At 72.4% G+C, this 19,703-nt stretch carries 18 protein-coding genes and 1 pseudogene; 11 read left to right on the top strand and 8 right to left on the bottom strand.

Going from position 1 to position 19,703, the window contains the following annotated elements:
* Positions 1-93: 93 nt before the first annotated feature.
* Positions 94-1,020: pseudogene (locus tag EES42_RS22570) on the bottom strand (EF-hand domain-containing protein); the annotation flags it as partial.
* Here EES42_RS22570 and EES42_RS47620 point away from each other — a divergent pair.
* Positions 949-1,878, top strand: a complete 930-nt coding sequence (locus tag EES42_RS47620; protein ID WP_323138511.1) for an ATP-binding protein — start codon at positions 949-951, stop codon at positions 1,876-1,878. The pseudogene EES42_RS22570 and the gene EES42_RS47620 sit on opposite strands and share 72 nt — an antisense overlap.
* Before the next feature lie 38 nt (positions 1,879-1,916).
* On the opposite strand, the gene EES42_RS22560 is transcribed toward EES42_RS47620, so the two are convergent.
* From EES42_RS22560 to EES42_RS22550, 3 genes are all read right to left on the bottom strand, one after another.
* The gene (locus EES42_RS22560; protein WP_241196510.1) at positions 1,917-2,255 is read right to left on the bottom strand and encodes an MFS transporter; all 339 of its coding nucleotides are present in this window, start codon (positions 2,253-2,255) and stop codon (positions 1,917-1,919) included.
* 197 nt (positions 2,256-2,452) lie between these two features.
* Positions 2,453-3,556 (bottom strand): serine hydrolase domain-containing protein, encoded by a 1,104-nt coding sequence (locus EES42_RS22555; protein ID WP_241196540.1) that lies wholly within the window; start codon positions 3,554-3,556, stop codon positions 2,453-2,455.
* A 211-nt stretch (positions 3,557-3,767) separates the two neighbouring features.
* Positions 3,768-4,955 carry a serine hydrolase domain-containing protein gene (locus tag EES42_RS22550; RefSeq protein ID WP_124720029.1) on the bottom strand — a complete coding sequence of 396 codons (1,188 nt, stop codon included), beginning with the start codon at positions 4,953-4,955 and terminating at the stop codon, positions 3,768-3,770.
* A gap of 144 nt (positions 4,956-5,099) precedes the next feature.
* On the opposite strand from EES42_RS22550, the gene EES42_RS22545 reads away from it, so the two are divergent.
* The 3 genes from EES42_RS22545 to EES42_RS22535 all read left to right on the top strand — a co-directional run bounded on the left by EES42_RS22545 (position 5,100) and on the right by EES42_RS22535 (position 8,186).
* Complete coding sequence (locus EES42_RS22545; RefSeq protein WP_124720028.1) at positions 5,100-6,347, top strand: sensor histidine kinase; 1,248 nt, start codon at positions 5,100-5,102, stop codon at positions 6,345-6,347.
* 197 nt (positions 6,348-6,544) lie between these two features.
* On the top strand, positions 6,545-7,186 hold the full coding sequence (locus EES42_RS22540; RefSeq protein WP_124720190.1) for a response regulator transcription factor: 642 nt from the start codon (positions 6,545-6,547) through the stop codon (positions 7,184-7,186).
* A 502-nt stretch (positions 7,187-7,688) separates the two neighbouring features.
* Complete coding sequence (locus EES42_RS22535) at positions 7,689-8,186, top strand: SigE family RNA polymerase sigma factor (RefSeq protein WP_124720027.1); 498 nt, start codon at positions 7,689-7,691, stop codon at positions 8,184-8,186.
* A 48-nt stretch (positions 8,187-8,234) separates the two neighbouring features.
* Here the strand turns inward: EES42_RS22535 and EES42_RS44825 are convergent, their stop codons facing one another.
* Entirely contained in the window at positions 8,235-8,579 is a 345-nt protein-coding gene (locus EES42_RS44825; protein ID WP_164495290.1) for a hypothetical protein, read from the bottom strand.
* Positions 8,580-8,777: 198 nt separating this feature from the next.
* Here EES42_RS44825 and EES42_RS22525 point away from each other — a divergent pair, with 198 nt between their 5' ends.
* From EES42_RS22525 to EES42_RS22495, 7 genes are all read left to right on the top strand, one after another.
* Positions 8,778-9,917, top strand: a complete 1,140-nt coding sequence (locus tag EES42_RS22525; RefSeq protein ID WP_241196539.1) for a mannosyltransferase family protein — start codon at positions 8,778-8,780, stop codon at positions 9,915-9,917.
* 165 nt (positions 9,918-10,082) lie between these two features.
* On the top strand, positions 10,083-10,766 hold the full coding sequence (locus tag EES42_RS22520) for a hypothetical protein (protein ID WP_124720025.1): 684 nt from the start codon (positions 10,083-10,085) through the stop codon (positions 10,764-10,766).
* Between the two features lie 151 nt (positions 10,767-10,917).
* Entirely contained in the window at positions 10,918-11,154 is a 237-nt protein-coding gene (locus tag EES42_RS22515; RefSeq protein WP_124720024.1) for a ferredoxin, read from the top strand.
* Positions 11,144-12,538 carry an NAD(P)/FAD-dependent oxidoreductase gene (locus tag EES42_RS22510; RefSeq protein ID WP_124720023.1) on the top strand — a complete coding sequence of 465 codons (1,395 nt, stop codon included), beginning with the start codon at positions 11,144-11,146 and terminating at the stop codon, positions 12,536-12,538. Before EES42_RS22515 ends, EES42_RS22510 begins: the two co-directional genes overlap by 11 nt.
* Before the next feature lie 130 nt (positions 12,539-12,668).
* A complete protein-coding gene (locus EES42_RS22505) occupies positions 12,669-13,904 on the top strand; it encodes a cytochrome P450 (protein WP_124720022.1) in 1,236 nt (411 codons plus the stop codon).
* Positions 13,905-13,932: 28 nt separating this feature from the next.
* Positions 13,933-15,651 carry a helix-turn-helix domain-containing protein gene (locus EES42_RS22500; RefSeq protein WP_124720021.1) on the top strand — a complete coding sequence of 573 codons (1,719 nt, stop codon included), beginning with the start codon at positions 13,933-13,935 and terminating at the stop codon, positions 15,649-15,651.
* Positions 15,652-15,783: 132 nt separating this feature from the next.
* The gene (locus EES42_RS22495) at positions 15,784-17,130 is read left to right on the top strand and encodes a type III PLP-dependent enzyme domain-containing protein (RefSeq protein WP_124720020.1); all 1,347 of its coding nucleotides are present in this window, start codon (positions 15,784-15,786) and stop codon (positions 17,128-17,130) included.
* A 35-nt stretch (positions 17,131-17,165) separates the two neighbouring features.
* Here the strand turns inward: EES42_RS22495 and EES42_RS22490 are convergent, their stop codons facing one another.
* The 3 genes from EES42_RS22490 to EES42_RS22480 form a co-directional block, all read right to left on the bottom strand.
* Positions 17,166-17,960, bottom strand: a complete 795-nt coding sequence (locus EES42_RS22490; RefSeq protein ID WP_124720019.1) for an SAM-dependent methyltransferase — start codon at positions 17,958-17,960, stop codon at positions 17,166-17,168.
* A 117-nt stretch (positions 17,961-18,077) separates the two neighbouring features.
* Positions 18,078-19,172, bottom strand: a complete 1,095-nt coding sequence (locus EES42_RS46300; RefSeq protein ID WP_241196509.1) for a discoidin domain-containing protein — start codon at positions 19,170-19,172, stop codon at positions 18,078-18,080.
* Positions 19,169-19,702: a phage tail protein gene (locus EES42_RS22480; protein WP_124720018.1), complete on the bottom strand. Its 534-nt coding sequence runs from the start codon at positions 19,700-19,702 to the stop codon at positions 19,169-19,171. Before EES42_RS22480 ends, EES42_RS46300 begins: the two co-directional genes overlap by 4 nt.
* Position 19,703: the final 1 nt, after the last annotated feature.

Below are 19,703 nucleotides of genomic sequence, written 5' to 3'. Positions count from 1 at the left end.
GAGGGGGCCACGCGGGGACTGCCGAACCGGATCGGGGTGGTGAAGCTCCTCCCGTAATCCTGTCCTCCCCGCGGCCCCTTCGGTCCGGGGGTCCTACGCGTCGGCGAGCAGCGGGTCATGGGCGGTCGAGCGCCGGCGGCCCGACATGAAGGAGAGAAAGTCCTTCACGAACGCGCTGCGTGAGTACCTTGCGTCGGCGTCGGCCACCGTGCGCCGGAACCCGGTCCGGAACAGGGCCCGGTACTCGTCCGCGTCGATGAACTGGTTGCCGTCCGCGTCGGTGACGTCGAAGAGCACTTCGGCGACCCTGATCAGCGCGGGCCCGGCGAGGGAGGGGACAGCGGCGGCGTACTCCTCCTTGCTGATGCGGCCGTCGCCGTCGATGTCGAGGGCCGCCTGGAGTTCCCTCAACCACTCGGCATACGCGTGGTAGAGCCTGGTCTCCTCCGGTTCGTCCAGATCGAGGCGGGATGACAGCTCCCGGGCCATGGCGGCGAGATCGGGCCAGTCCAGGTAGCCGTCGCCGGCCTGGTCCAGCACCGCGGTGAGGAATTCGTCAGCGCTCCGCTGCGATCCGGTTCTCTCGGCGGGACCGTGCTGCACGGCAAACGGCGTGACCAGCCGGAACAGGGCGCCGACCTGTTTCATCCGGCCGCGCAGCGCGGTGAGCGTCGCGGCTTGAGGGACGTCGCTGTCCGAGGACAGATGGAGCAGGCTGGTGAGGCCCTCGGCCCGGAGCCAGTTGTCGGGGAGGAAGCGCGCCGGGCCGACGGCCACGCAGACGCTTTGCATCAGCGTCTGGGCGCCGGGGATTTCGGGCAGACCCGCCTGTCGGCGGAAGGGCTCGGGGAGGGACGCCACCGTGATCGTGCCGATGACCGGGCCTGCGAGCGCGCGGCCCGCCGCCCATACGGTGGGCAGGCCGTCCAGCAGGGGCGGTGCCGGGAGATGGTCGAAGAGCTTGTAGAGAATGATGCGCAGCGCCTCCGTGTCCGCCAGTTCCTCCTGGACCATGTGGTCGTCAGGCCGACGTCCAGGCGGTGCCACTCGACAAGCTGGTGGCGGGAATCCGTGCGACGCACGGGCCTGGAGACGCGGGTCGGGGTGACCGGCCACCCGGTCGCCGAGACCGACCCGCGCCGTCTCGACCGCATCGTCACCAACCTGATCCTCAACGCCCACCGCCACGGCGCGACGCCGGTCGAGGTCACGGTCGACGGCACGACCATCGTCGTACGCGACCACGGCCCCGGCTTCTCCCCGGAACTCCTCGCCCACGGACCCCAGCGCTTCCGCACCGAATCCGCCGAACGGGGCCACGGACACGGCCTCGGCCTCGGCCTCACCATCGCCCCCGGCCAGGCCCACGTCATCGGCGCCCACCTCACTCTGGCCAACACCACGCCCCACGGAACCGTCGCCACACTGGAACTGCCCCGCCAAGCGGACCCGCCGGCAGTCCGACCTACGGCCGGCAGAGCGGCAGGCCCCCTCCTGCTGCTCCGTGGTTGCAGTTCCGGTTGTGTTCGCCCACGTACAGCACCGTTCAGAAGCCCCGCCCGCAGCTGCTGCACCGCAGATCGGAACGCTCCGGTACGTCTTCGAACCCCCGGACGAACCCTTGGAAAGCATGTTGGGGGCAACCCCCTCACGAGTTCGAATCTCGTATCCTCCGCCATTGCTCTCACCGGGCAATACGTCGAAGGGCCCCGCAGCTTGCTGCGGGGCCCTTCGACGTTGTTCCCCCTCCGCGCCACATGTCTGCCCGTAGGGGTCCGGTCTGCTCGACCATGGGGGCCGGGTGCTCCGCCGAGGCACCGGCCCGGCGCCGCTCGGAGGCCACAGCGCCGACCCGTTACCGGAGTTCGCCGCAGGTGAGCGTGTCCAACCGCTCCAGGACGCGCAACGCGGTCGTGTCAGCGGGAGGGCTGATGTATGTGGCGGTCCTGTCCCGCACCGTGTCCGGCGACCGCCGTGGCGATGCCGAGGACGGCCAGGACGGTGAGCGGAAGCGTCCAGCTGTGCGTGGTGTCGTGCAGGATGCCCAGGAGGAGGGGCCCGGCCGCCGCCACGAGGTAGCCGATGGACTGTGCCATGCCCGCCAGTGCGGCGGCTTCGCCGGAGTTGCCGGCGCGCTGGCTCTGGAAGGTCAGCGCGAGGACGAGGCACGCGCCGCCGCCGATTCCGAGCAGGGTGCATGCCAGGACGGACAGCGCGGGGGCGGCGACCAGTTGTTCCGGTGAGGAGTCCTTCACGACGTATCCGGCCGGGCATCTGCACGTCGAGCAGCGCGATGTCGGGCGCGGTCCGCTGCGCGGCGGCCAGCACCTCGGTGCCGGTGCCGATCTCCGCGCCCCGCCTCCGTCCTGAACAGCCGGCTTCCACCGGGCAATACGCCGAAGGCCCCGCAGCTCGCTGCGGGGCCTTCGGCGTCCGTGGTTCTCGGTGGGGTTCAGCGGCACAGGGCGGTGTCCACGGCGCGTTCGAGGTTGCGCCGGCTCGCCTCGTCGGTGAGTTGCATGGTGACCGCGACACTGGCGGCGCGGCCGTCGTCGGTGGCGCCGCTCCGGGTCTCGTAGCCCGGGAAGCTGCCGCCGTGGCCCCAGGAGAGGCCGCCGCACGGCAGCGGTCTGCTGACGAGGCCGAGTCCGTAGCGGGCGCCGGGGCCGAAGGTCGCTTCGGCGGGGACGGTGGAGCGCATCTGGGCGAGCTGGGCCGGGGGCAGGAGGCGGCCGGCCAGGAGTGCGCCGAAGAAGCGGTTGAGGTCGGAGTCGGTGGAGATCAACTGACCTGCCGCCCAGCCCCAGGAGGGGTCGATCTCCGTGATGTCGCGCAGCGGTCCGTCCGCCGATTCCCGGTAGTAGCCGTGGGGGTGGGGCTCCCGGATGCGCGCGTCACCGGGAGCGGGGAAGTAGGTGTGGCGCAGCCCGACGCGCTTGATGATGCGCCGGTCCATCTCCTCGGCGAGGGGGCGGCCGGTGACCTTCTGGACGATCAGGCCGGCCACGATGTAGTTCGTGTTGCTGTATGCCCATTTCTTCCCGGGGGCGAAGTCGGCCGGATGGCGGAGGGCGGTGGCGAGCAGTTCGCGGGGGGTGTAGTAACGGACGTCGTCCCCGAGGTAGTTGGTGTAGTTGGGGAGTCCGCTGGTCTGCTGGAGGAGCTGGCGGACGGTGATGCGGCGACCGTCGATCCCCTTCCCGCGGACGAGACCGGGCAGGTAGGTGTCGACGTCGGCGCCGAGGGCGATCTTCCCTTCACCGACCAGCTGCAGCACCACGACCGCCGTGAACGCCTTGGTGTTGCTGCCGATCCGCACCTGCCCGCCGACGGGCACCTTCGAGCCGGTGGACAGGTCGCCGACTCCCGCGGTGTACGTACGGGTGCGGCCGTCACGGCCCTTGACACTCGCCAGCGCGGCCGGCATCCCGTCGTCGCGCACCAGCGCGTTCAGGCTCTGCCGGACGGCGTCGCGACCGGCGGAGGCTGAGGTGGCTGCGGAGGCTGCGGAGGCGGGCGGGGTGAGTGCGCCCAGTGTCATGACGCCGATGGCCATCGCGGCCACGGCGGACAGGGCCCTTCGCCGGGTGCCCGGTCGACGGCCCGGTTTGTGGTCCGGCTTGTGTTCCTGCTCGCGGTCCGGCTTGTGGTCCGACTCGCGCAGTGTTTGCCGTGTCTGTCCGCGCATGATTCAACTCCTGGGGATCGTCGGACCGTTGTACGAGCTGTGGGTGTGGGGTGCGGGGTGGGGCGCGGGTGTGCGTGGTTCATCCGCACAGGGCCCTGTCCACGGCGTCCTTCACGTGCTGCACGGCCGCCTCGTCCGTCGGGATGCTGGTGACCGTGACGTTGACGGCGCGGCCGTCTTCGGTGACGCCGCCCCGGGTCTCGTAGCCCGGGATGTCGCCGCCGTGGCCCCAGTAGACGCCGCCGCACGGCAGCGGCCTGCTCGTGAGCCCCAGTCCGTAGCGCATCCCCGAGTCACCGACGGGGACGGTCGTGCGCATCTCGGCGAGCTGGGCCGCCGGGAGGAGGCGGCCGGCCAGGAGTGCGCCGAAGAAGCGGTTGAGGTCGGAGTCGGTGGAGATCAGCTGGCCTGCGGCCCAGCCCGCGGAGGGGTCTATCTCCGTGAAGTCGCGCAGCGGTCCGTCCGCCGGGTTGCGGTGGTAGCCCTGGGGGTGCGGCTCTCGGATGGTCTTGTCGCCGGGGGTGGGGAAGTAGGTGTGGCGCAGCCCGACGCGCTTGATGATGCGCCGGTCGATCTCCTCGGCGAGGGGGCGGCCGGTGATCTTCTGGACGATCAGGCCGGCCAGGAGGTAGTTGGTGTTGCTGTATCCCCACTTCTCGCCCGGAGCCGCGTCGGCCTTGTACCGGAGGGCGATGTCGAGCAGCTCGCGCGGCTCGAAGTACCGGTGCCTGAGCTCGTCGTCGTCGATGTGCAGGCCGTACTCGGGGAGTCCGCTGGTGTGCTGGAGGAGCTGGCGGACGGTGATGCGGCGCCCGTCGATCCCCTTCCCGCGGACGAGACCGGGCAGGTAGGTGTCGATGTCGGCGTCGAGCGCGATCTTCCCTTCGCCGACCAGTTGCAGAACCACGACCGCCGTGAACGCCTTGGTGTTGCTGCCGATCCGTACCTGGCCGCCCCTGGGCACCTTCGAGCCGGTGGCCAGGTCGCCGACTCCCGCGGTGTACGTACGGGTGCGGCCGTCACGGCCCTTGACGCTCGCCAGCGCGGCCGGCATCCCGTCGTCGCGCACCAGCGTGTTCAGGGCCTGCTGGACGGCGTCCGGCCGGGCGGTGGCGACAGCCGCGGAGGCGGAGGAGGCGGGTGGGGTGAGTGCGGCCAGTGTCATGACGCCGATGGCCATCGCGGCCGCGGCCGATACGGTTCGTCGCCGCCTGCCGCCCTGCTGCCGGGTCGAGGAACGGGGGCCCTGCTGGGTCCGAGCACGCATGAGTCAGCTCCTGGGCTGGGGAATCGTTTGGTCGGAGCACGATCCTGGTTTCCAGGGCCCCTCGACCGCATCGCGGCAAGGCGGGAGAAATCGCTCCCCCGATCGGGGGAGGCTGCCGGTGGGCCACCCGGTGATACTGACGCCATGATCAGGGGAATCCGGCCGCTGCTGCGCGGCTCCACGTATTCGGGTGCGCTGTTCGCCTACTGCGGCGCGCTGGCGGGCCTTCCGCTGCTGCCGTTCGCCCTGCTGCCCGCGTTGTTGTGGCCGTCCGCGCCCGAGAGCGTGCAGATCGTCCTGGTCCTGCTGATCTGGGCGGTACTGGTCGGCGCGGCCGGGCTGGTGCGCCCCGTACGGCGGGCGCTGGTCGTATCCGCCCGCAAGCTGTTGCAGGTGCCGCTGCCGAATCCGGTGGCCGGTCGCCGGGCCTCCGGTTCATCCGGTCTCGACCGCTGGCGGACCCCGCTCTGGCTGGTGCTGCACGTGGCCGTCGGGTGGATGGGGGCGCTGGCGAGCGGGGTGCTGTTCATCATGGGCATCGCGCTGCCGGGGAACTGGATCGGCGGCGAGGCGCGGCTGAGCCTGTTCGGTTCGTCGTTCCAGGCTTCGGGCGGGTGGAGCTGGGTGGTGGCGGCCGTGTTGATCATGCTGGCGGTGACCATCTGCGTACTGATGACGAAGCTCCTGCGGTGGTCTGCGCCGCGGCTGCTTGGGCCGTCGGCGGCCGAACGGCTCGCGCTGGCCGCCGAGCGGGAGATGCTGCTGGCCGAACGCAACCGGATCGCCCACGAGTTGCACGACTCGATCGGCCACACACTGACGGCGGCCACCATCCAGGCGGCGGTGGCGGGCGAGATGCTCTCCGCCGACCCGGCGGCGGCGCGGGCCGCGATGCGCAGCATCGAGGAGTCGACGCGGGCAGCGCTGGAGGACCTGGACTACGTACTCGGAGTGCTGCGCGAGGAACAGTCGGGGACGGCGCCGACCCGGACCCTGGCCGATCTCCCCGGGCTGCTGGACCGTCTGCGGCACGCGGGTGCGGTGGTGGAGCCGGAGCTGTCGGGCGAGTTGGCGCAGGTGCAGGGGACGCTCTCCCGGGCGGCGTACCGGATCCTCCAGGAGGGGCTGACGAACGCGCTGCGTCACGGGGCGGGCGGCCCGATCGGCATCGAGGTGGTGGCCGGGCCGGACGCGCTGGACCTCGCGGTGGTCAACCGGACCGGGGCGCGTACGGACCCGGGCGCGCACTCGGGGGCCTTCCCGACCTCCGGCCACGGCCTGTCCGGACTGGCCGAACGTGTCCGGCTGCTGCACGGTGAGTTCCGGGCCGGCCCGGACGGGACGCAGCACTGGCGGCTGGCCGTCCGGCTCCCGGTACGGGCGTCGGCGTGAGTGCTTCCGGCACGGGCGTCGGCGTAAGTGCTTCCAGTACGGACGTCGGCGTGAGTGCTTCCGGCACGGGCGTCGGCGTGAGTGCTTCCAGTACGGGCGTCGGCGTGAGTGCTTCCAGTACGGGCGTCGGCGTAAGTGCTTCCGGTACGGACGAAGGCACGGCCCTCCCCGCCGTCACCGACACCGCCGTCAGCCTCCTGATCGCCGACGACGACGAGGTGACCCGCAGCGGCCTGGGCATGCTGCTCGCCGCACAGCCGGGGATCACGGTGGTCGGCGAGGCCGCCGACGGCGTCGAGGCGGTCGAACGGGCACGGAGCCTGCGGCCGGACGTGGTCCTGATGGACGTCCGGATGCCGCGTCTCAACGGGATCGAGGCCACCCGCCGGCTGCTGGCCGAGGCGGCCGACCCGCCGAAGGTCGTGGTGATCACCACCTTCGAGAACGACGGCTATGTCACCGCCGCCCTCAGCGCGGGCGCCAGCGGCTTCGTCCTCAAGCGCCTCCCGGTCCGCCGGATCGCCGAGGCGGTCCGGGTGGTGGCGGTGGGCGAAGCGGTCCTCTTCCCGGCCGCCCTGGGCCGCATGGTCGCCGCCCGTCCGCTGGGCTCCGCCGAGGCCCTGCCGCAGGCCGACCTGACCGGGCGGGAGGAGGAGGTGCTGCGTCTGATGGCCACCGGCCTCTCCAATCCGGAGATCGCGGAGTCCCTCACGGTGAGCCTGGAGACGGTCAAGACCCACGTCGGAAACGTGCTGACCAAGCTCGGCGCGCAGAACCGGACCCACGCGGTGGTGATCGCGTACGAGTCCGGTCTGATGGTTCCAGGCATCACCGGATGAACGGCTGACCGGCCGGCTGGACACCTGACCGGCTTCCAAACCCCCGGTCAGGTCTTCCACGGCGTCCCGCGCCCCGCCTCCATGGCGTGATCACGCGGCCGTGGGTGCACACATGCAGTCCCCGGTAGTCCTTCTCGGTGCCGGGACTTCCAGCCGTCGCTGAAAGCTCCGGATCCGGAGGAGCTGCCGGGGGCCTGGCCAGAGCCAACGAGAGGGTCACTCGGGTCGGCGGACGTCTCCGTCGGCGGTGCGGCTCGCTCTGGTTTTCTGGTGTATTGACGATTCTCCTCCCAATTTCCCGCTGGTCAAGGGGTTTGATAACTCTTTCTCCCGTATGCCCGGATGTCGGTGATCAGGGCTTCCGGCGCACCCCGCTTCGGCGGCGCACCCCGCTCCGGAGCCGTGTGATCACCGTCACCCGTTTTCTTCGGGTTCCGTGTCGTCCGGATGAGGGGGGCCGGGCGTATGCCGGGTGAGACCGAGGAGATCCAGGAGTTGTTTGTTGACCGTCGAGGAGTTCGAAGAGTTCTACGCGCTGACGGCTGCCCGGCTGACGGGGCAGTTGTTCGTGATGCTCGGCGACCAGCACGAAGCGCAGGACGTGGTGCAGGAAGCTTTCGTCAAAGGGTGGAGCCGGCGGCGTCAGCTCGACCGTGACGGGCAGCCCGAGGCATGGATCCGGACGGTCGCCTGGCGGCTGGCGGTGAGCCGGTGGCGGGGGCGGCGGCGGGCGGCCGATGCCTGGCAGCGCAGTGGTGCGCCGCCCCATACGGAGGCGCCGGGGCCGGAGACCGTGACGCTGGTGGAGGCGTTGCGGGAGCTGCCGGCCAAGCAGCGTCGCACGCTGGCGCTGCACTACGTCTGTGATCTGACCGTCGAACAGATCGCCACGGAGACCGGCCTGGCGGCCAGCACCGTCAAGACACATCTGGCCCGGGGCCGGGCCACGCTCTCGCACCGTCTGCAGGATCCGCGTACCGAGGAGGGGCCCTGTGTCTGAACCCCGAGACCCATTGAGGTCCCTGTTCAAGGAAGCCGCGGCGGTCGGTCAGTCGCGTGCGCGTTCCGCGCCGCCGTCGTACATCACCGAGCGCGGCGAGCGCGTGCGCAGGCGGCGGATGGTCGCGATGGCCGTGGGGGCCTGTCTGGTCTTCTCCGGTACGGGTGCGGCCGTGGCCACCCTCCTGCCGGACAGCAGGAGCACCACCGTGCCCGCCACCACCCCGTCGCCCGTTCCGTCGCCCCGGAACTCGCCCTCACCGTCCACGTCCTCGTCGTCCACGCCCTCGCCCGGCGCACCCAGGACCAGCCTGCCGCCCCCCAATACGCCCTCCTCCAGCGAGAGCGAGAGCGTGAGCCCGGCGGAGTCGACCACCGCTCCCGGCCGGAGCATCACTCTGCCGCCTTCCTGATCCGGGCGAAGTCGATGAGCCGGGTGACAAGGGAAAAGAAAAAGACGGAAAGATCGGAAGAGATTGTCGTGAGTATTTCCGCTCCGCAGCGGCAGGCGGAGAGGCAGCGGGAGCGTCCGTACGCTGCCGGCGCCGGGATCACCGCTCCCCGGCGCGCGCCGGAGCCGGCGGCTTCCCGTCTGCGGTTTCCGCGGATCGGGGCCGCCGACCGCGAGGTGCTGTGGCTGTATCTGCTGACCCGGGCCGGGATCTGGACCACCGCGTACTGCACCCGGTGGCTGTTCCCGGACGACGGGCGGGCCCGCCACGCCGGTTCGTTCTTCTCGTCGTGGCAGCGGTGGGACTGGTGGCACTACCTGCACATAGCCCAGTCCGGTTACTTCCCGGACGGGACCGGCCCCTGGACGGCCGACTGGGACAACAGGGAGGCATTCTTCCCCGGCTTCCCGTTCCTGCTGCGGGCCGTCCACACCGTCGTCCCCAGCTGGTCCGCCGCCGGTGCGCTGATCTCGTTCGTGGCCGGAGGGGTCGCCGTACTGGCCCTGGCCCGGATCGCCCGGCTGCATCTGCCGCAGGAGGGCGCGGGGCCCCGCGCCGCGCTGTTCTTCCTGCTCTCCCCGTGCGCGGTCTTCCTCGCCGCCGGCTACACCGAGGCGCTCTTCCTCGCCTTCGCCCTGCCGGCCTGGCTGGCCGCCCAGCGGCTCAACTGGCCGCTGGCGGCCCTCCTCACCTGCCTGGCCACCACCGTCCGGGTCAGCGGGCTCTTCCTCGCCGGGGCGATCGCGGTGCACTTCCTGGTGACCGCCCGCACCTCCGCGCACTGGCGCCGTCTCCCCTGGCTGGCGCTGCCCGTTCTGGCGCCGCTGCTCCACAGCTGGTACCTGCACGCGCACACCGGCGACTGGATGGCCTGGAAGCACGCCGAGGAACGCGGCTGGTACCGCGACTTCCACGCCCCCTGGGAGGCGTGGAAGAACACCTGGCACGCCGCCTTCGGGCACTCCCAGAGCACCGGGTACGCCCTGATGTCCCAGGCCGAACTCCTCACCATGGTCGTCGGCCTGGTGCTGTGCGGCCTGCTGCTGCGGCGGCGGCGCTGGGCGGAGGCGGTGTACATCGCGCTCAGCCTCTGGGCGCTGGGCACGTCCTACTGGTACACCTCCATACCCCGGGCGACCCTGCTGTGGTGGCCCCTGTGGACCGGGCTCGCCGCCTGGAGCCTGCGGAGCCCGCGCGTCCGGACCGTCTGCCTCACCGTCGGGGCGCCGCTGACGACGATCGTCGCCGTCACGTTCCTGTCCGGACGGTGGGCGGGCTGACCGGTCACCGGTCGCTCCTCCGGCACCGTCGGGCGTGCTGGTCCGGTACCCGGTTTCACCCTCCCGGTCGGTCCCGGTGGCACGGGCTGCCGCGCGGGTGCTTGCTGGTTCCAGGGTGCGTCGGTACGACGACGGCCCGTAGCCCGAGGAGACGAGCCACCGCCCATGGAGCCGCGACCGGATACGCAGTCGGATACGCGGGGCCGGGCTCTGCGCACTCCGCGGGCCGCGGGAACGGCCGGGATCGTCTTCGCCCTGCTGCTCGCCGCCGCCATCGTCATGATCCGGCTGGCGATCCCGTCCGGGCCGGGCTCGGGCGCCGGCGAGTGGCTCACCGATCCCTCGCGCCGGCGCGCGGTGCGGACGGCGCTCGAACTCGTCCCGTTCGCGGGCATCTCCTTCCTGTGGTTCATGGGGGCCGTGCGCGCACGCATCGGGGACGCCGAGGACAAGTTCCTCGCCACCGTCTTCCTGGGCAGCGGCCTGATCTTCGTGGCGACCCTCTTCGGGGCCGCGGCGGCGGCCGGCGGCCTGCTGTCGACGGTCCCCGCGTCCGGGGCCGAACCCGGGGGTCAACTGTGGACGTTCGGCGGGCACTTCACGTACGGCCTGCTGACCACCTACGCGATGCGCATGGCCGCGGTCTTCGTCTTCTCGACCTCCGGCATCGGGCACCGGCTCGGCGTCCTGCCGCGCCCGCTCACGGTCCTCGGCGCGCTGGTCGGCCTGACCCTGCTCTTCGCGACGAACGTCGTCGCCTGGTCCGAGCTGGTGTTCCCCCTGTGGGCCCTGGCCGTCGGCGTCCACATCCTCGTGGCCGGTACCGCGGATCCGCCGGTCCGGCGATAGCTCCTTCGGTCCGGCGATGACTCCTTCGGCCAGGCGATAACTCCATCGGCCGCTCCGTGACTCCATCGGTCCGCCTGTGCTCGCGGATCCGGAACGGCCCTCGCACGCTGAGGCGGGGGTACTGGGAGCACTACTGGAAGGGCAGCCCCTGATGAGGCTTGTCGTCGATCTCAACCGGTGCCAGGGGTACGCACAGTGCGCGTTCCTGGCACCCGATGTCTTCGCCATGCACGGCGAGGAATCCCTGTTGTACAACCCGCACGCCGAAGAGGCTCAGCGCGAGCAGGTGCTGCGCGCCGCCACCGCGTGTCCGGTGCAGGCCATCCTGGTCGAGGACACGGACGAGGCACCGGCCACGATGGGAGAAGGGCTGTCCGGTGTCCGGTGACGGTGCTCTGGAGCGGCTGAGGCGCGAGGGGCGGATCGTGATCGTCGGCGCCTCCCTGGCCGGCCTCCGGGCCGCGGAGACCCTGCGGAAGGAGGGCTTCACCGGTTCGCTCACGCTGATCGGTGACGAGCCCCACGAGCCGTACGACCGTCCGCCGCTCTCGAAGCAGGTCCTGCTGGGCCACGCGTCCGCCGATCGCACCGAGCTGCCCCGGCGGCACGGGCTCGACGCGCAGTGGCGGCTCGGGGTCGCCGCCGCCGGGCTGGACATGGCGGCCGGGCGGGTGCGGCTGGACGACGGCGACGAGGTGGAGTACGACCGGCTGCTGATCACCACCGGGGTACGGGCCCGGCCCTGGCCGCACCCGGCGGAGGCCGAGCTGGACGGGGTCTTCGTCCTGCGCACCCGCGACGACGCGGCCCGGCTCCAGCGGCGGCTGGCGGCGTCGCCGCGCAGGGTGCTGGTCATCGGCGCGGGCTTCACCGGCTCCGAGATCGCCTCGGCCTGCCGCGAGCGCGGACTGCCGGTGACCGTCGCCGAACGCGGGGCGGCGCCCCTGGTGGGCGCGCTCGGCGGAGTGATCGGCCAGGTGGCCGCGGAACTCCAGCGCGCGCACGGGGTGGACCTGCGCTGCGGGATCATGGTCACCGGTCTGGAGGGCGACTCGGCGGGCCGGCTGCGGCGGGCCCATCTGTCCGACGGCACCTCCATCGACACGGATGTCGCCGTCGTCTCGCTCGGCGCGACGCGGAACACCGAGTGGCTGGCCGGGTCCGGGCTCGGCGCCGGTCCGCGCGGCATCGCCTGCGACGCGGGGTGCCGGGCCTTCGACGTACGCGGCATCGTGACCGACGACATCTTCGTCGCCGGTGATGTCGCCCGGTCCCCGCACGCGCTGTTCGGGTACCAGTTCCTCTCCCTGGAGCACTGGGGCAACGCCGTCGCGCAGGCCGCGACCGCGGCGCACAACATGATCAGCAGCAGCTCCGAACGCCGCCCGCACCTGTGGGTGCCGGCCTTCTGGTCCTCCCAGTTCGGGGTCAACATCAAATCGGTCGGCGTACCGTCCCTGGGCGAGGAGGTCATCGTCGCCCAGGGTTCGCTCGCCGACCACCGCTTCACGGGTGTGTACGGGTACCAGGGCCGGGTGATCGCCGCGGTCTCCTTCGACCAGACGAAGTGGCTGGAGTTCTACCAGCGGCAGATCGAGTCGGGCGCCCCGTTCCCGCCGGAGTACTCCTCGGTGGACCGCAGGACCGAGGGTCTGCGGCCGGTCCCGGCCGACTTCCCGGACCCTTCGCTGCCCACCCACGGTCCCACCGTCACGGTCAGCGGCTACTCGCCGACCGACCAGCGGATCACTTTCACCCCCGGCCGGGGGTGACGGCGCCAGGCGCCACCGCCCTGCGTACCGGTGCTCCACACACCGCTGCCCCCGCACACCGCTGCCCCACGTACCGCTGCCCCACGTCCGTCACGGACGCCACCAAGGACGCCAGCAAGGACCCGCCACCATGACGCAAGAGATGCTCCTGCGGCAGATCATCGACTACGCCAACCGCGCAGACCCGTACCCGCTGTACACCGAGCTCCGCAAGAAACCGGTGCGGCAGGAGGGGGACGAGCTGTTCGTCGTCAGCACCTACTGGGAGATCAAGAGCCTGCTGCACGATCCCCGGATCAGCTCCGACGCGCGCAACCTCTCCCCCGGCGCCGCGGGCACCCTGCTCCAGGAGGAGGAGGACTCACCGCTGCCGCCCGCCTTCCTGCGGCTGGACCCACCCGAGCACGACCGGCTGCGCCGGATGGCGATGCGGCCGTTCGGCCCGCCGGAGACGCCCCGGCGCGTTTACAACATGCGCGGCGAACTGGCCCGCATCGTCGACGACCTCATCGACGGATTCGGGGACCGGAAGGAGGTCGACATCGTCGACGACTTCTCGTACCCCTTCCCCGTCACCGTGATCTGCCGGCTGCTGGGCATTCCGCGCGAGGACGAGGCACGCTTCCACTCCTGGGCCGACATCATCGCCGCCGGCCTCGACCCGGACCCGGGCGGGGATCCCGGTGAGCAACGCCGCGCCACCCACGAGGCCCGCACCGAACTGGGGATGTACCTGTCCGGGCTCATCGACGAACGCAGCGGTGCGCCCGGCGACGACATGCTCTCCGCGCTGGTCACCCAGCAGGGCCCGGACGGGCAGATGAGCCGGATGGAGGTGCTCAGCACCGCGGCGCTGCTCCTGATCGCCGGTCACGAGACCACGGTCAACCTCATCACCAACGGGACGCTCACCCTGCTGCGCAACCCCGACGTCCTCGAACGGCTGCGCAACGACTCCCGGTTGGCCGTCCCGCTGGTGGAGGAGCTGCTGCGCTTCGAGCCGCCCGTGCAGCTGCTCCCGCAGCGCACCACACTCGCGGACATCGACATCGCCGGCACCACCATCCCCGAGGGCGCCTCCGTCTGGCTCGTCCTGGCGGCCGGCAACCGGGACCCGCAACGGTTCCCCGACCCCGACCGCTTCGACCCCGACCGGCCGGACATCCAGCATCTCGGCTTCGGCAGCGGCATCCACAACTGCTTCGGCGCGCCCCTCGCCCGGCTGGAGGCCCAGCTCGCCCTGACCGCACTGGCCCACCGGCTCGACGGCCCCCGGCTGCTGGACGACCCGCCCCCGTACCGGCAGAACGCCGTGCTGCGCGGGCCCCGCCATCTGAACATCGCGTTCGACGGGCTGCGTTCCTGAAGCCGGCAGTCCGGACCATGATGGACGGATGCCGACGCACGAACCGGACCGGCGCGAGACCGGGCCCTCGCTGGAACGGATCCTCGGGCTGATCGACCCCGGAATGCTCGATGTCGTCGTGGCACCGCGCGGCACCGGTGTGCCGGTGACCGATGTGGTGCTGCACGACCCCGGCGAGGAACGGGAGGACGACGGCGCACGGGCGGCGGCCGGGCTGATCCTGCTCGCGGTCGGCGTGGAGGCCGCCTCGCCCGAGGCGCTCGACGTGCTGCGCGCCGCCGACCGGGCCGGGGCGGCGGCCGTGGTGATGCGGCCCGGCGCCCGGGGGCCGCGCGCCGAACTGGTGGAGGCGGCGGGCCGGGGGCGCACGGCGCTGCTGACCCGGCGGCCGGAGCAGGGGTGGACGGAGGTGCTCGGCCGGTTGCGGACCGCCCTGGTGCACAGCGACCCGGCCGGAACCACCGGGGTGGCGGGGCTGCGGCCCGGCGACCTGTCCGGGCTGGCCAATACGGTGGCGGCCCTGGTCGGCGGCGCCATCACGATCGAGGACCCGCAGTCGCGGGTGCTGGCCTATTCGCGCCTGGACCACGAACCCGACCCGATGCGCCGGCTGACCATCCTCGGCCAGGAGGTCCCCCGCTGGCGGGTCGACGAGCTCCGCGCGAGCGGCTTCTTCCGGACACTGTGGAGCACCGAGGACGTGGTGCGGCTGCCCGCCGACGACCGGTACGCCGAGCGGCTGGCCATCGCGGTGCGCCACGGCTCCGAGGTGCTCGGGTCCATCTGGGCCGCCGCCGACGGCCGGCCGCTCGCCGAGGACGCGGCGGCCGCGCTGCGCACCGCGGCACGGGCCGCCGTGCCCCATCTGTCCCACCATCAGACCTGGGGCCTGGCGGCCGCCAGGGCACGGGAGGGCGCGGTGCACGCACTGCTGAGGGGGGACGTCCGGTCCGCGCGAGAGGCCGGGGTCACGGCGGACCGGCCGTACGCGGTGGTGGTCGCGGAGGCGTACGACGGGCGGGGAGAGGAGGCGTACGACGGGCAGGGCACTTCCGACGGGCGGGGAGCCGGGGCGCCCGAGGGGCGCGGCGCGGGGCGTGCCGGGCGGCGGGTGCTGGATGTGCTCGCGCTCCAGGCCGCCGCGTACCGGCCGGGGTGTGTGACCGCGCGGTCCGGGCGGCGGCTGTACGTGCTGGTCCCGGCCGGGGACGGGGAGGCCGGTCCCGCGCGCACCCTGCTGGCGAGCGTGCACTCGGTGGCGCGCGACGTGGTTCTCGCGGGCGCCGGACCGGTGGCGGCCGGGCCGGCCGGGCTGCCCGCCTCGCGGGAGGCCGCGGAGCTGGTGGTGCGGGTGCTGCGGGAACGGGCCGCGAGGCTGCCGGCCGGGGAGGTGCGGTCGGCGGTGGCGGCGTACGACGAGGTGGTCCCCGAGGCGACGGTGCTCCGGCTGCTCGACCGGGTGGAGCCGTTGTGGGGGTCGCTGGCGGGGCCGGTGCACGCGATGGTGGAGCACGACCGGGTGCACGGTTCGGCGTACGGCGACTCGGTCACCGCGTACCTCGACGCGTCCTGCGACACGGGTACGGCCGCGCGGCGCCTCAATGTGCACCCCAACACCCTGCGGTACCGGCTGCGCCGGGCCCGGGAGCTGTTCGGCGTCGATCCGGCCGACCCCGCGGTGCGGCTGCTGGCGGAGATCGGGCTGCGGCTCGCGGCCCGCCGGTCGGACCGGCCCGGGAGCCTTTGATCGTTCCGCTGTCCGGTACGGCAAAGGAATCGGGCGGGCGTCGTCGTGTCGGTCGAAGACGCGCCGTCCCCCGCGCGCCGATGCTGTCCGTACGGCAGACGTGACAGATGGAGGGGTGTTCCTGTGACTCGCATGACTTCCGGTTCGGCGTCCCGGCAGCGCGGTGACCGCCGCACGGCGGCGCTGGCGCGTGCCGTCGAGGACGGGCTGCTCGGCCCGCACTCCCCCGTGGTCGGTCTCCTCGACGTGGACGGTGTGCTCGCCGCGGTGGACGCGCTGAACGAGGCGTTCGCGGGGCCCGCCCCGGTGCAGCACACGTTCGCCGCCAAGGCGTGCGGTCTGGTGCCGGTGCTGCGGCTGCTCGCGGACGCGGGGATGGGGTGCGAGGTGGCCTCGCCCGGTGAGCTGGAGCAGGCCCTCGCGGCCGGGTTCCGGTACGACCGGCTGGTCTTCGACAGTCCCGCGAAGACCGTCGCGGAGCTGGAGTTCGCGCTCGCCCACGGCATCGCGATCAACCTGGACAACTTCCAGGAGCTGGCCCGGGTGGACCGCCTGCTGGCCGGCCGGGAGGCCGCCGGACCCATCGGGATCCGGGTGAACCCGCAGGTCGGGGCCGGGGCCATCGGCGCGATGAGCACCGCGACCGCGACCTCGAAGTTCGGCGTCGCGCTGCGTGATCCGGGTGCCGTGGACGCGGTGACCGAGGCGTTCGAGCGCCATCCCTGGCTCAACCGGCTGCATGCGCACGTCGGTTCCCAGGGCTGCCCGCTGCCGCTCATCGCCGAGGGCATCCGCGCGGCGTACGAGCTGGCCGAGCGGATCAACGACCGGCTGGGCCACGCCCGGATCACCGGGATCGACATCGGCGGCGGCCTGCCCGTCAACTTCACCGACGAGGACGACCGGCCCACGTACGCCGACTACGTCGCCGAGCTCCGGGCGGCCGTACCGGGGCTCTTCGACGGCCGCTACACCCTCGTCACCGAGTTCGGCCGCTCGCTGCTGGCCAAGAGCGGAACGATCGGCACCGTCGTCGAGTACACCAAGTCGGCCGGCGGCAGGCGGATCGCGGTCACGCACGCGGGCGCCCAGGTCGCCACCCGTACGGTGTTCATGCCCGGCTCCTGGCCGCTGCGCGTCGGGGTCTTCGACGCCGCGGGCCGCCCCAAGCAGGGCCCGGCCCAGGTCGTCGACATCGCGGGCCCCTGCTGCTTCGCCGGGGACCTCACCGCGACCGGGGTCTGGCTGCCCGCCGTCGAGCCCGGCGACGTGGTGGCCCTCCACGACACCGGCGCGTACTACTTCTCCTCGCACTTCTCGTACAACTCGCTGCCCCGGCCCGGTGTGTACGGCTACCGCGCCGACGCCGACGGGCGGGTGCGGTTCGCGCTGGTGCGCGAGGCGCAGAGCGTGCGCGAGGTCGTCGAGGAGAGCGGTCTCGCGCAGGCGGAGGCGCTGGTGGACCTGCGCAGGGCGTGACGGCCCCGGCGCCCGCGGGCGCCGCGCACCCGTTCTCAGCGGACCCGTGCCACGCCCACGTACACGCCGTTGGGCTCGTACTCCGGCGCCGGGGTGTCCTTGTACCACTCGGGGCCGGACACCAGCCCGGGGGCCACGAACTCCAGCCCCTCGAAGAACCGCTCGACCTGGGCGCGGTCGCGGGCGAGCAGCGTCATGCCGCCCTCCCGGTACGTACTGCCGATCCGCTCGGTCAGCTCGGCCGGCAGGAAGTCCGCGGTGCCGTGCGAGAGGATCAGGTAGCTGCCGGACGGCAACGCGTCGACGAGGGTGCGGGTGAGGCCGTACGGGTCCTCCTCGTCCGTCAGGAAGTGCATCAGCGCGATCAGCGACAGCGCGATCGGCCGGTCGAAGTCCAGCACCTCGCGGGCGTGCGCGAGGATCGCCTCCGGGTCGCGGACATCCGCCTCGATGTACGAGGTGACGCCCTGCGGCGTACTGGTCAGCAGGGCCTCGGCGTGACGCAGGACGACGGGGTCGTTGTCGGTGTAGACGACCCTGGCCGCCGGGGCGACCGCCTGGACGATCTGGTGCAGATTCGGTTCGGTGGGGATGCCGGTGCCGATGTCGAGGAACTGGTCGACGCCCGTGCCGGCTACCCACGCCGACGCCCGGTGCATGAACGCCCGGTTCAACAGGCAGGCACGCCGGGCCACTTCGGGCAGCTTCTCGCCGACCTTCTGGTCGACGAGGTAGTTGTCCTTCCCGCCCAGCAGGAAGTCGTACACCCGTGCCGGGTGCGGCCTGCTGGTGTCTATCCGGGATGCTGGCGTGTCCTGGCCTGTGGTCATGAGAGGACTCCGATGAGGTGGGCCGGCTGTGCCGTCCATCCTGGATCATCGGAGGCCCCGGCACGGGCGAACAAACGATTCGGCCTTCCCGTCCCGGCGGGGCCGTCTCCGCCCCGGTCAGCTCCTGCGGCCGAAGAATTCGATCTCGGCGACGGCGAGACGACGGTCGGGGCCCGCTCCGTAGGTGGTGTCGGTCGTGAGCCGCGCCCTGACGATCTCCGAGCCGCGCAGGTCGAAGGTCTGCTGGCCCGGCTGGTCCTTGACCCGCAGCTTCTTGCTGACGCTGGTTCCGTCGGCGGAGGTGAGCAGCACGGTGATCTTCGCCGGGCGGGCCTGGGTGAGGAACTCGTCCATCTTGGCCGACGTGCCCGAGAAGACCACCAGCTTCAGTACGCGCACCGGCTGCTCGAAGTCGCACTCCAGGTACTGGCCCACCCCGGTGTCGGGTCCGGCGGCCGAGGGTGCCCAGTAGCGGTTGTTGAAGCCGTCGAACGCCGCACCCGCCGGGTGTCCCGGAGCCCTGCTGGAGGCCCGGAACCGGGTCGGTGGCACCGCCTCCGGCGTCCCGGTCTCGTCCTTGGCGAAGCCGAACCAGCCGGGCACGTGCGGAAGCGCGAACCAGACCCCGCAGGCCAGCACGATCAGCACGATCGGCAGCGCCAGACCGGGGCGGCGCCACAGCCGGCGCTTCGGCCGGGTGCCCGCGGTGGGCGCCTGACGCGGCCGCCGCCGGAAGATCCGGCGCCACCAGACAGGCCGCACCTCGGGCGGCGGTCCCGGGTTCAGGAGCAGTGCGCAGCGGACGCACATGGTGCGCTCCGGGGCGTTCTCCGTACGGCAGTTGGGGCAGACGACGGGCGGTGCGGGCGGTGGGCCCGGGGGTGTGTTCGCGGGTTCGGGCGGTGCGTCGGGCAGCGCCTCGGGCCCCGGCACCGGCTCGTCCGTCTCGTCACCGGGGCGGCGCGGGGCGGCGGTCGCGGGGGGCTGCGGGGAGGGCTGGGGGGACGGTTGCGGCCGGGGCCGGGGCTGGGGATCCGGCTGCGGCGCGGGGGCGGCCGGAGGAACGTGGAGATCCCAATGTGCCCGGGGCGGCCGGGTGGTGGAGGGCGCCGGGGTCCCGCTCGGCGGCTCCTCCCATTCCAGGAACGCCTGGCACGACGTACAGAACTGCGTCCCCGGCGCGTTGTTCTGCCCGCACGACTCGCAGATCACAGCACCTCCAGGTCGAAGCCCACATGCGCCGGTATCTCCGTACGGATCAGCTCCTCCAGCCGCACCCGGTCGACCTGGTACGGCCGCGTGGCCCGGACCCGGACCGTCACCCAGGGCCTTGGGCCGCCCGGGAACCGGGTGTGCGGCATCGTCGACCACGCCGTGCCGCCGCTCTCCACGATCTCCGGCTCGATCCCGGTCTCCAGCAGCACCGCCTCCGCGAGACCGCGCCGGGTGCCCCGTCGGCTGTGCCGCTCGACCGCGCCGCGCACCGTCGCCCGCCGCTGCTCGACCGGGTGGTCCGCGCGGGTGTCGACGGCCACCCACTGGGCCAGCCAGTCGAGGAAGTCCTCCGGCGCGCTGCGCGGGTCGAGGTGGGCGGGCAGGTTGTCGATGGAGAGCAGGACCGGGGCGAGTACGTCGTCGAGCGCCGCGAGGAACCGTTGCAGGAAGTCCTGTTCCAGGTAGACCGCCGGGAGCTGTTCGATCAGCGGGTGCGGTGTCGGCAGGCCGGTCACGGCTGTGCGCATG

The organism is Streptomyces sp. ADI95-17 (assembly GCF_003846175.1).
GTDB lineage: Bacteria > Actinomycetota > Actinomycetes > Streptomycetales > Streptomycetaceae > Streptomyces > Streptomyces sanglieri.
This window is presented reverse-complemented; position numbering and strand designations above follow the sequence as displayed.

What these genes read in the sequence shown, in the direction of transcription:
- EES42_RS22490 (WP_124720019.1), bottom strand. Translation starts at nt 17,960, where the DNA reads ATGACCACAGGCCAGGACACGCCAGCATCCCGGATAGACACCAGCAGG.
- EES42_RS22545 (WP_124720028.1), top strand. Translation starts at nt 5,100, where the DNA reads ATGATCAGGGGAATCCGGCCGCTGCTGCGCGGCTCCACGTATTCGGGT.
- EES42_RS44825 (WP_164495290.1), bottom strand. Translation starts at nt 8,579, where the DNA reads ATGCTCCGGCCGGGAGCGGTGGTCGACTCCGCCGGGCTCACGCTCTCG.
- EES42_RS22480 (WP_124720018.1), bottom strand. Translation starts at nt 19,702, where the DNA reads ATGCGCACAGCCGTGACCGGCCTGCCGACACCGCACCCGCTGATCGAA.
- EES42_RS47620 (WP_323138511.1), top strand. Translation starts at nt 949, where the DNA reads ATGGTCGAAGAGCTTGTAGAGAATGATGCGCAGCGCCTCCGTGTCCGC.
- EES42_RS22505 (WP_124720022.1), top strand. Translation starts at nt 12,669, where the DNA reads ATGACGCAAGAGATGCTCCTGCGGCAGATCATCGACTACGCCAACCGC.
- EES42_RS22500 (WP_124720021.1), top strand. Translation starts at nt 13,933, where the DNA reads ATGCCGACGCACGAACCGGACCGGCGCGAGACCGGGCCCTCGCTGGAA.
- EES42_RS22520 (WP_124720025.1), top strand. Translation starts at nt 10,083, where the DNA reads ATGGAGCCGCGACCGGATACGCAGTCGGATACGCGGGGCCGGGCTCTG.
- EES42_RS22555 (WP_241196540.1), bottom strand. Translation starts at nt 3,556, where the DNA reads ATGGCCATCGGCGTCATGACACTGGGCGCACTCACCCCGCCCGCCTCC.
- EES42_RS22550 (WP_124720029.1), bottom strand. Translation starts at nt 4,955, where the DNA reads ATGCGTGCTCGGACCCAGCAGGGCCCCCGTTCCTCGACCCGGCAGCAG.
- EES42_RS22515 (WP_124720024.1), top strand. Translation starts at nt 10,918, where the DNA reads ATGAGGCTTGTCGTCGATCTCAACCGGTGCCAGGGGTACGCACAGTGC.
- EES42_RS22495 (WP_124720020.1), top strand. Translation starts at nt 15,784, where the DNA reads ATGACTTCCGGTTCGGCGTCCCGGCAGCGCGGTGACCGCCGCACGGCG.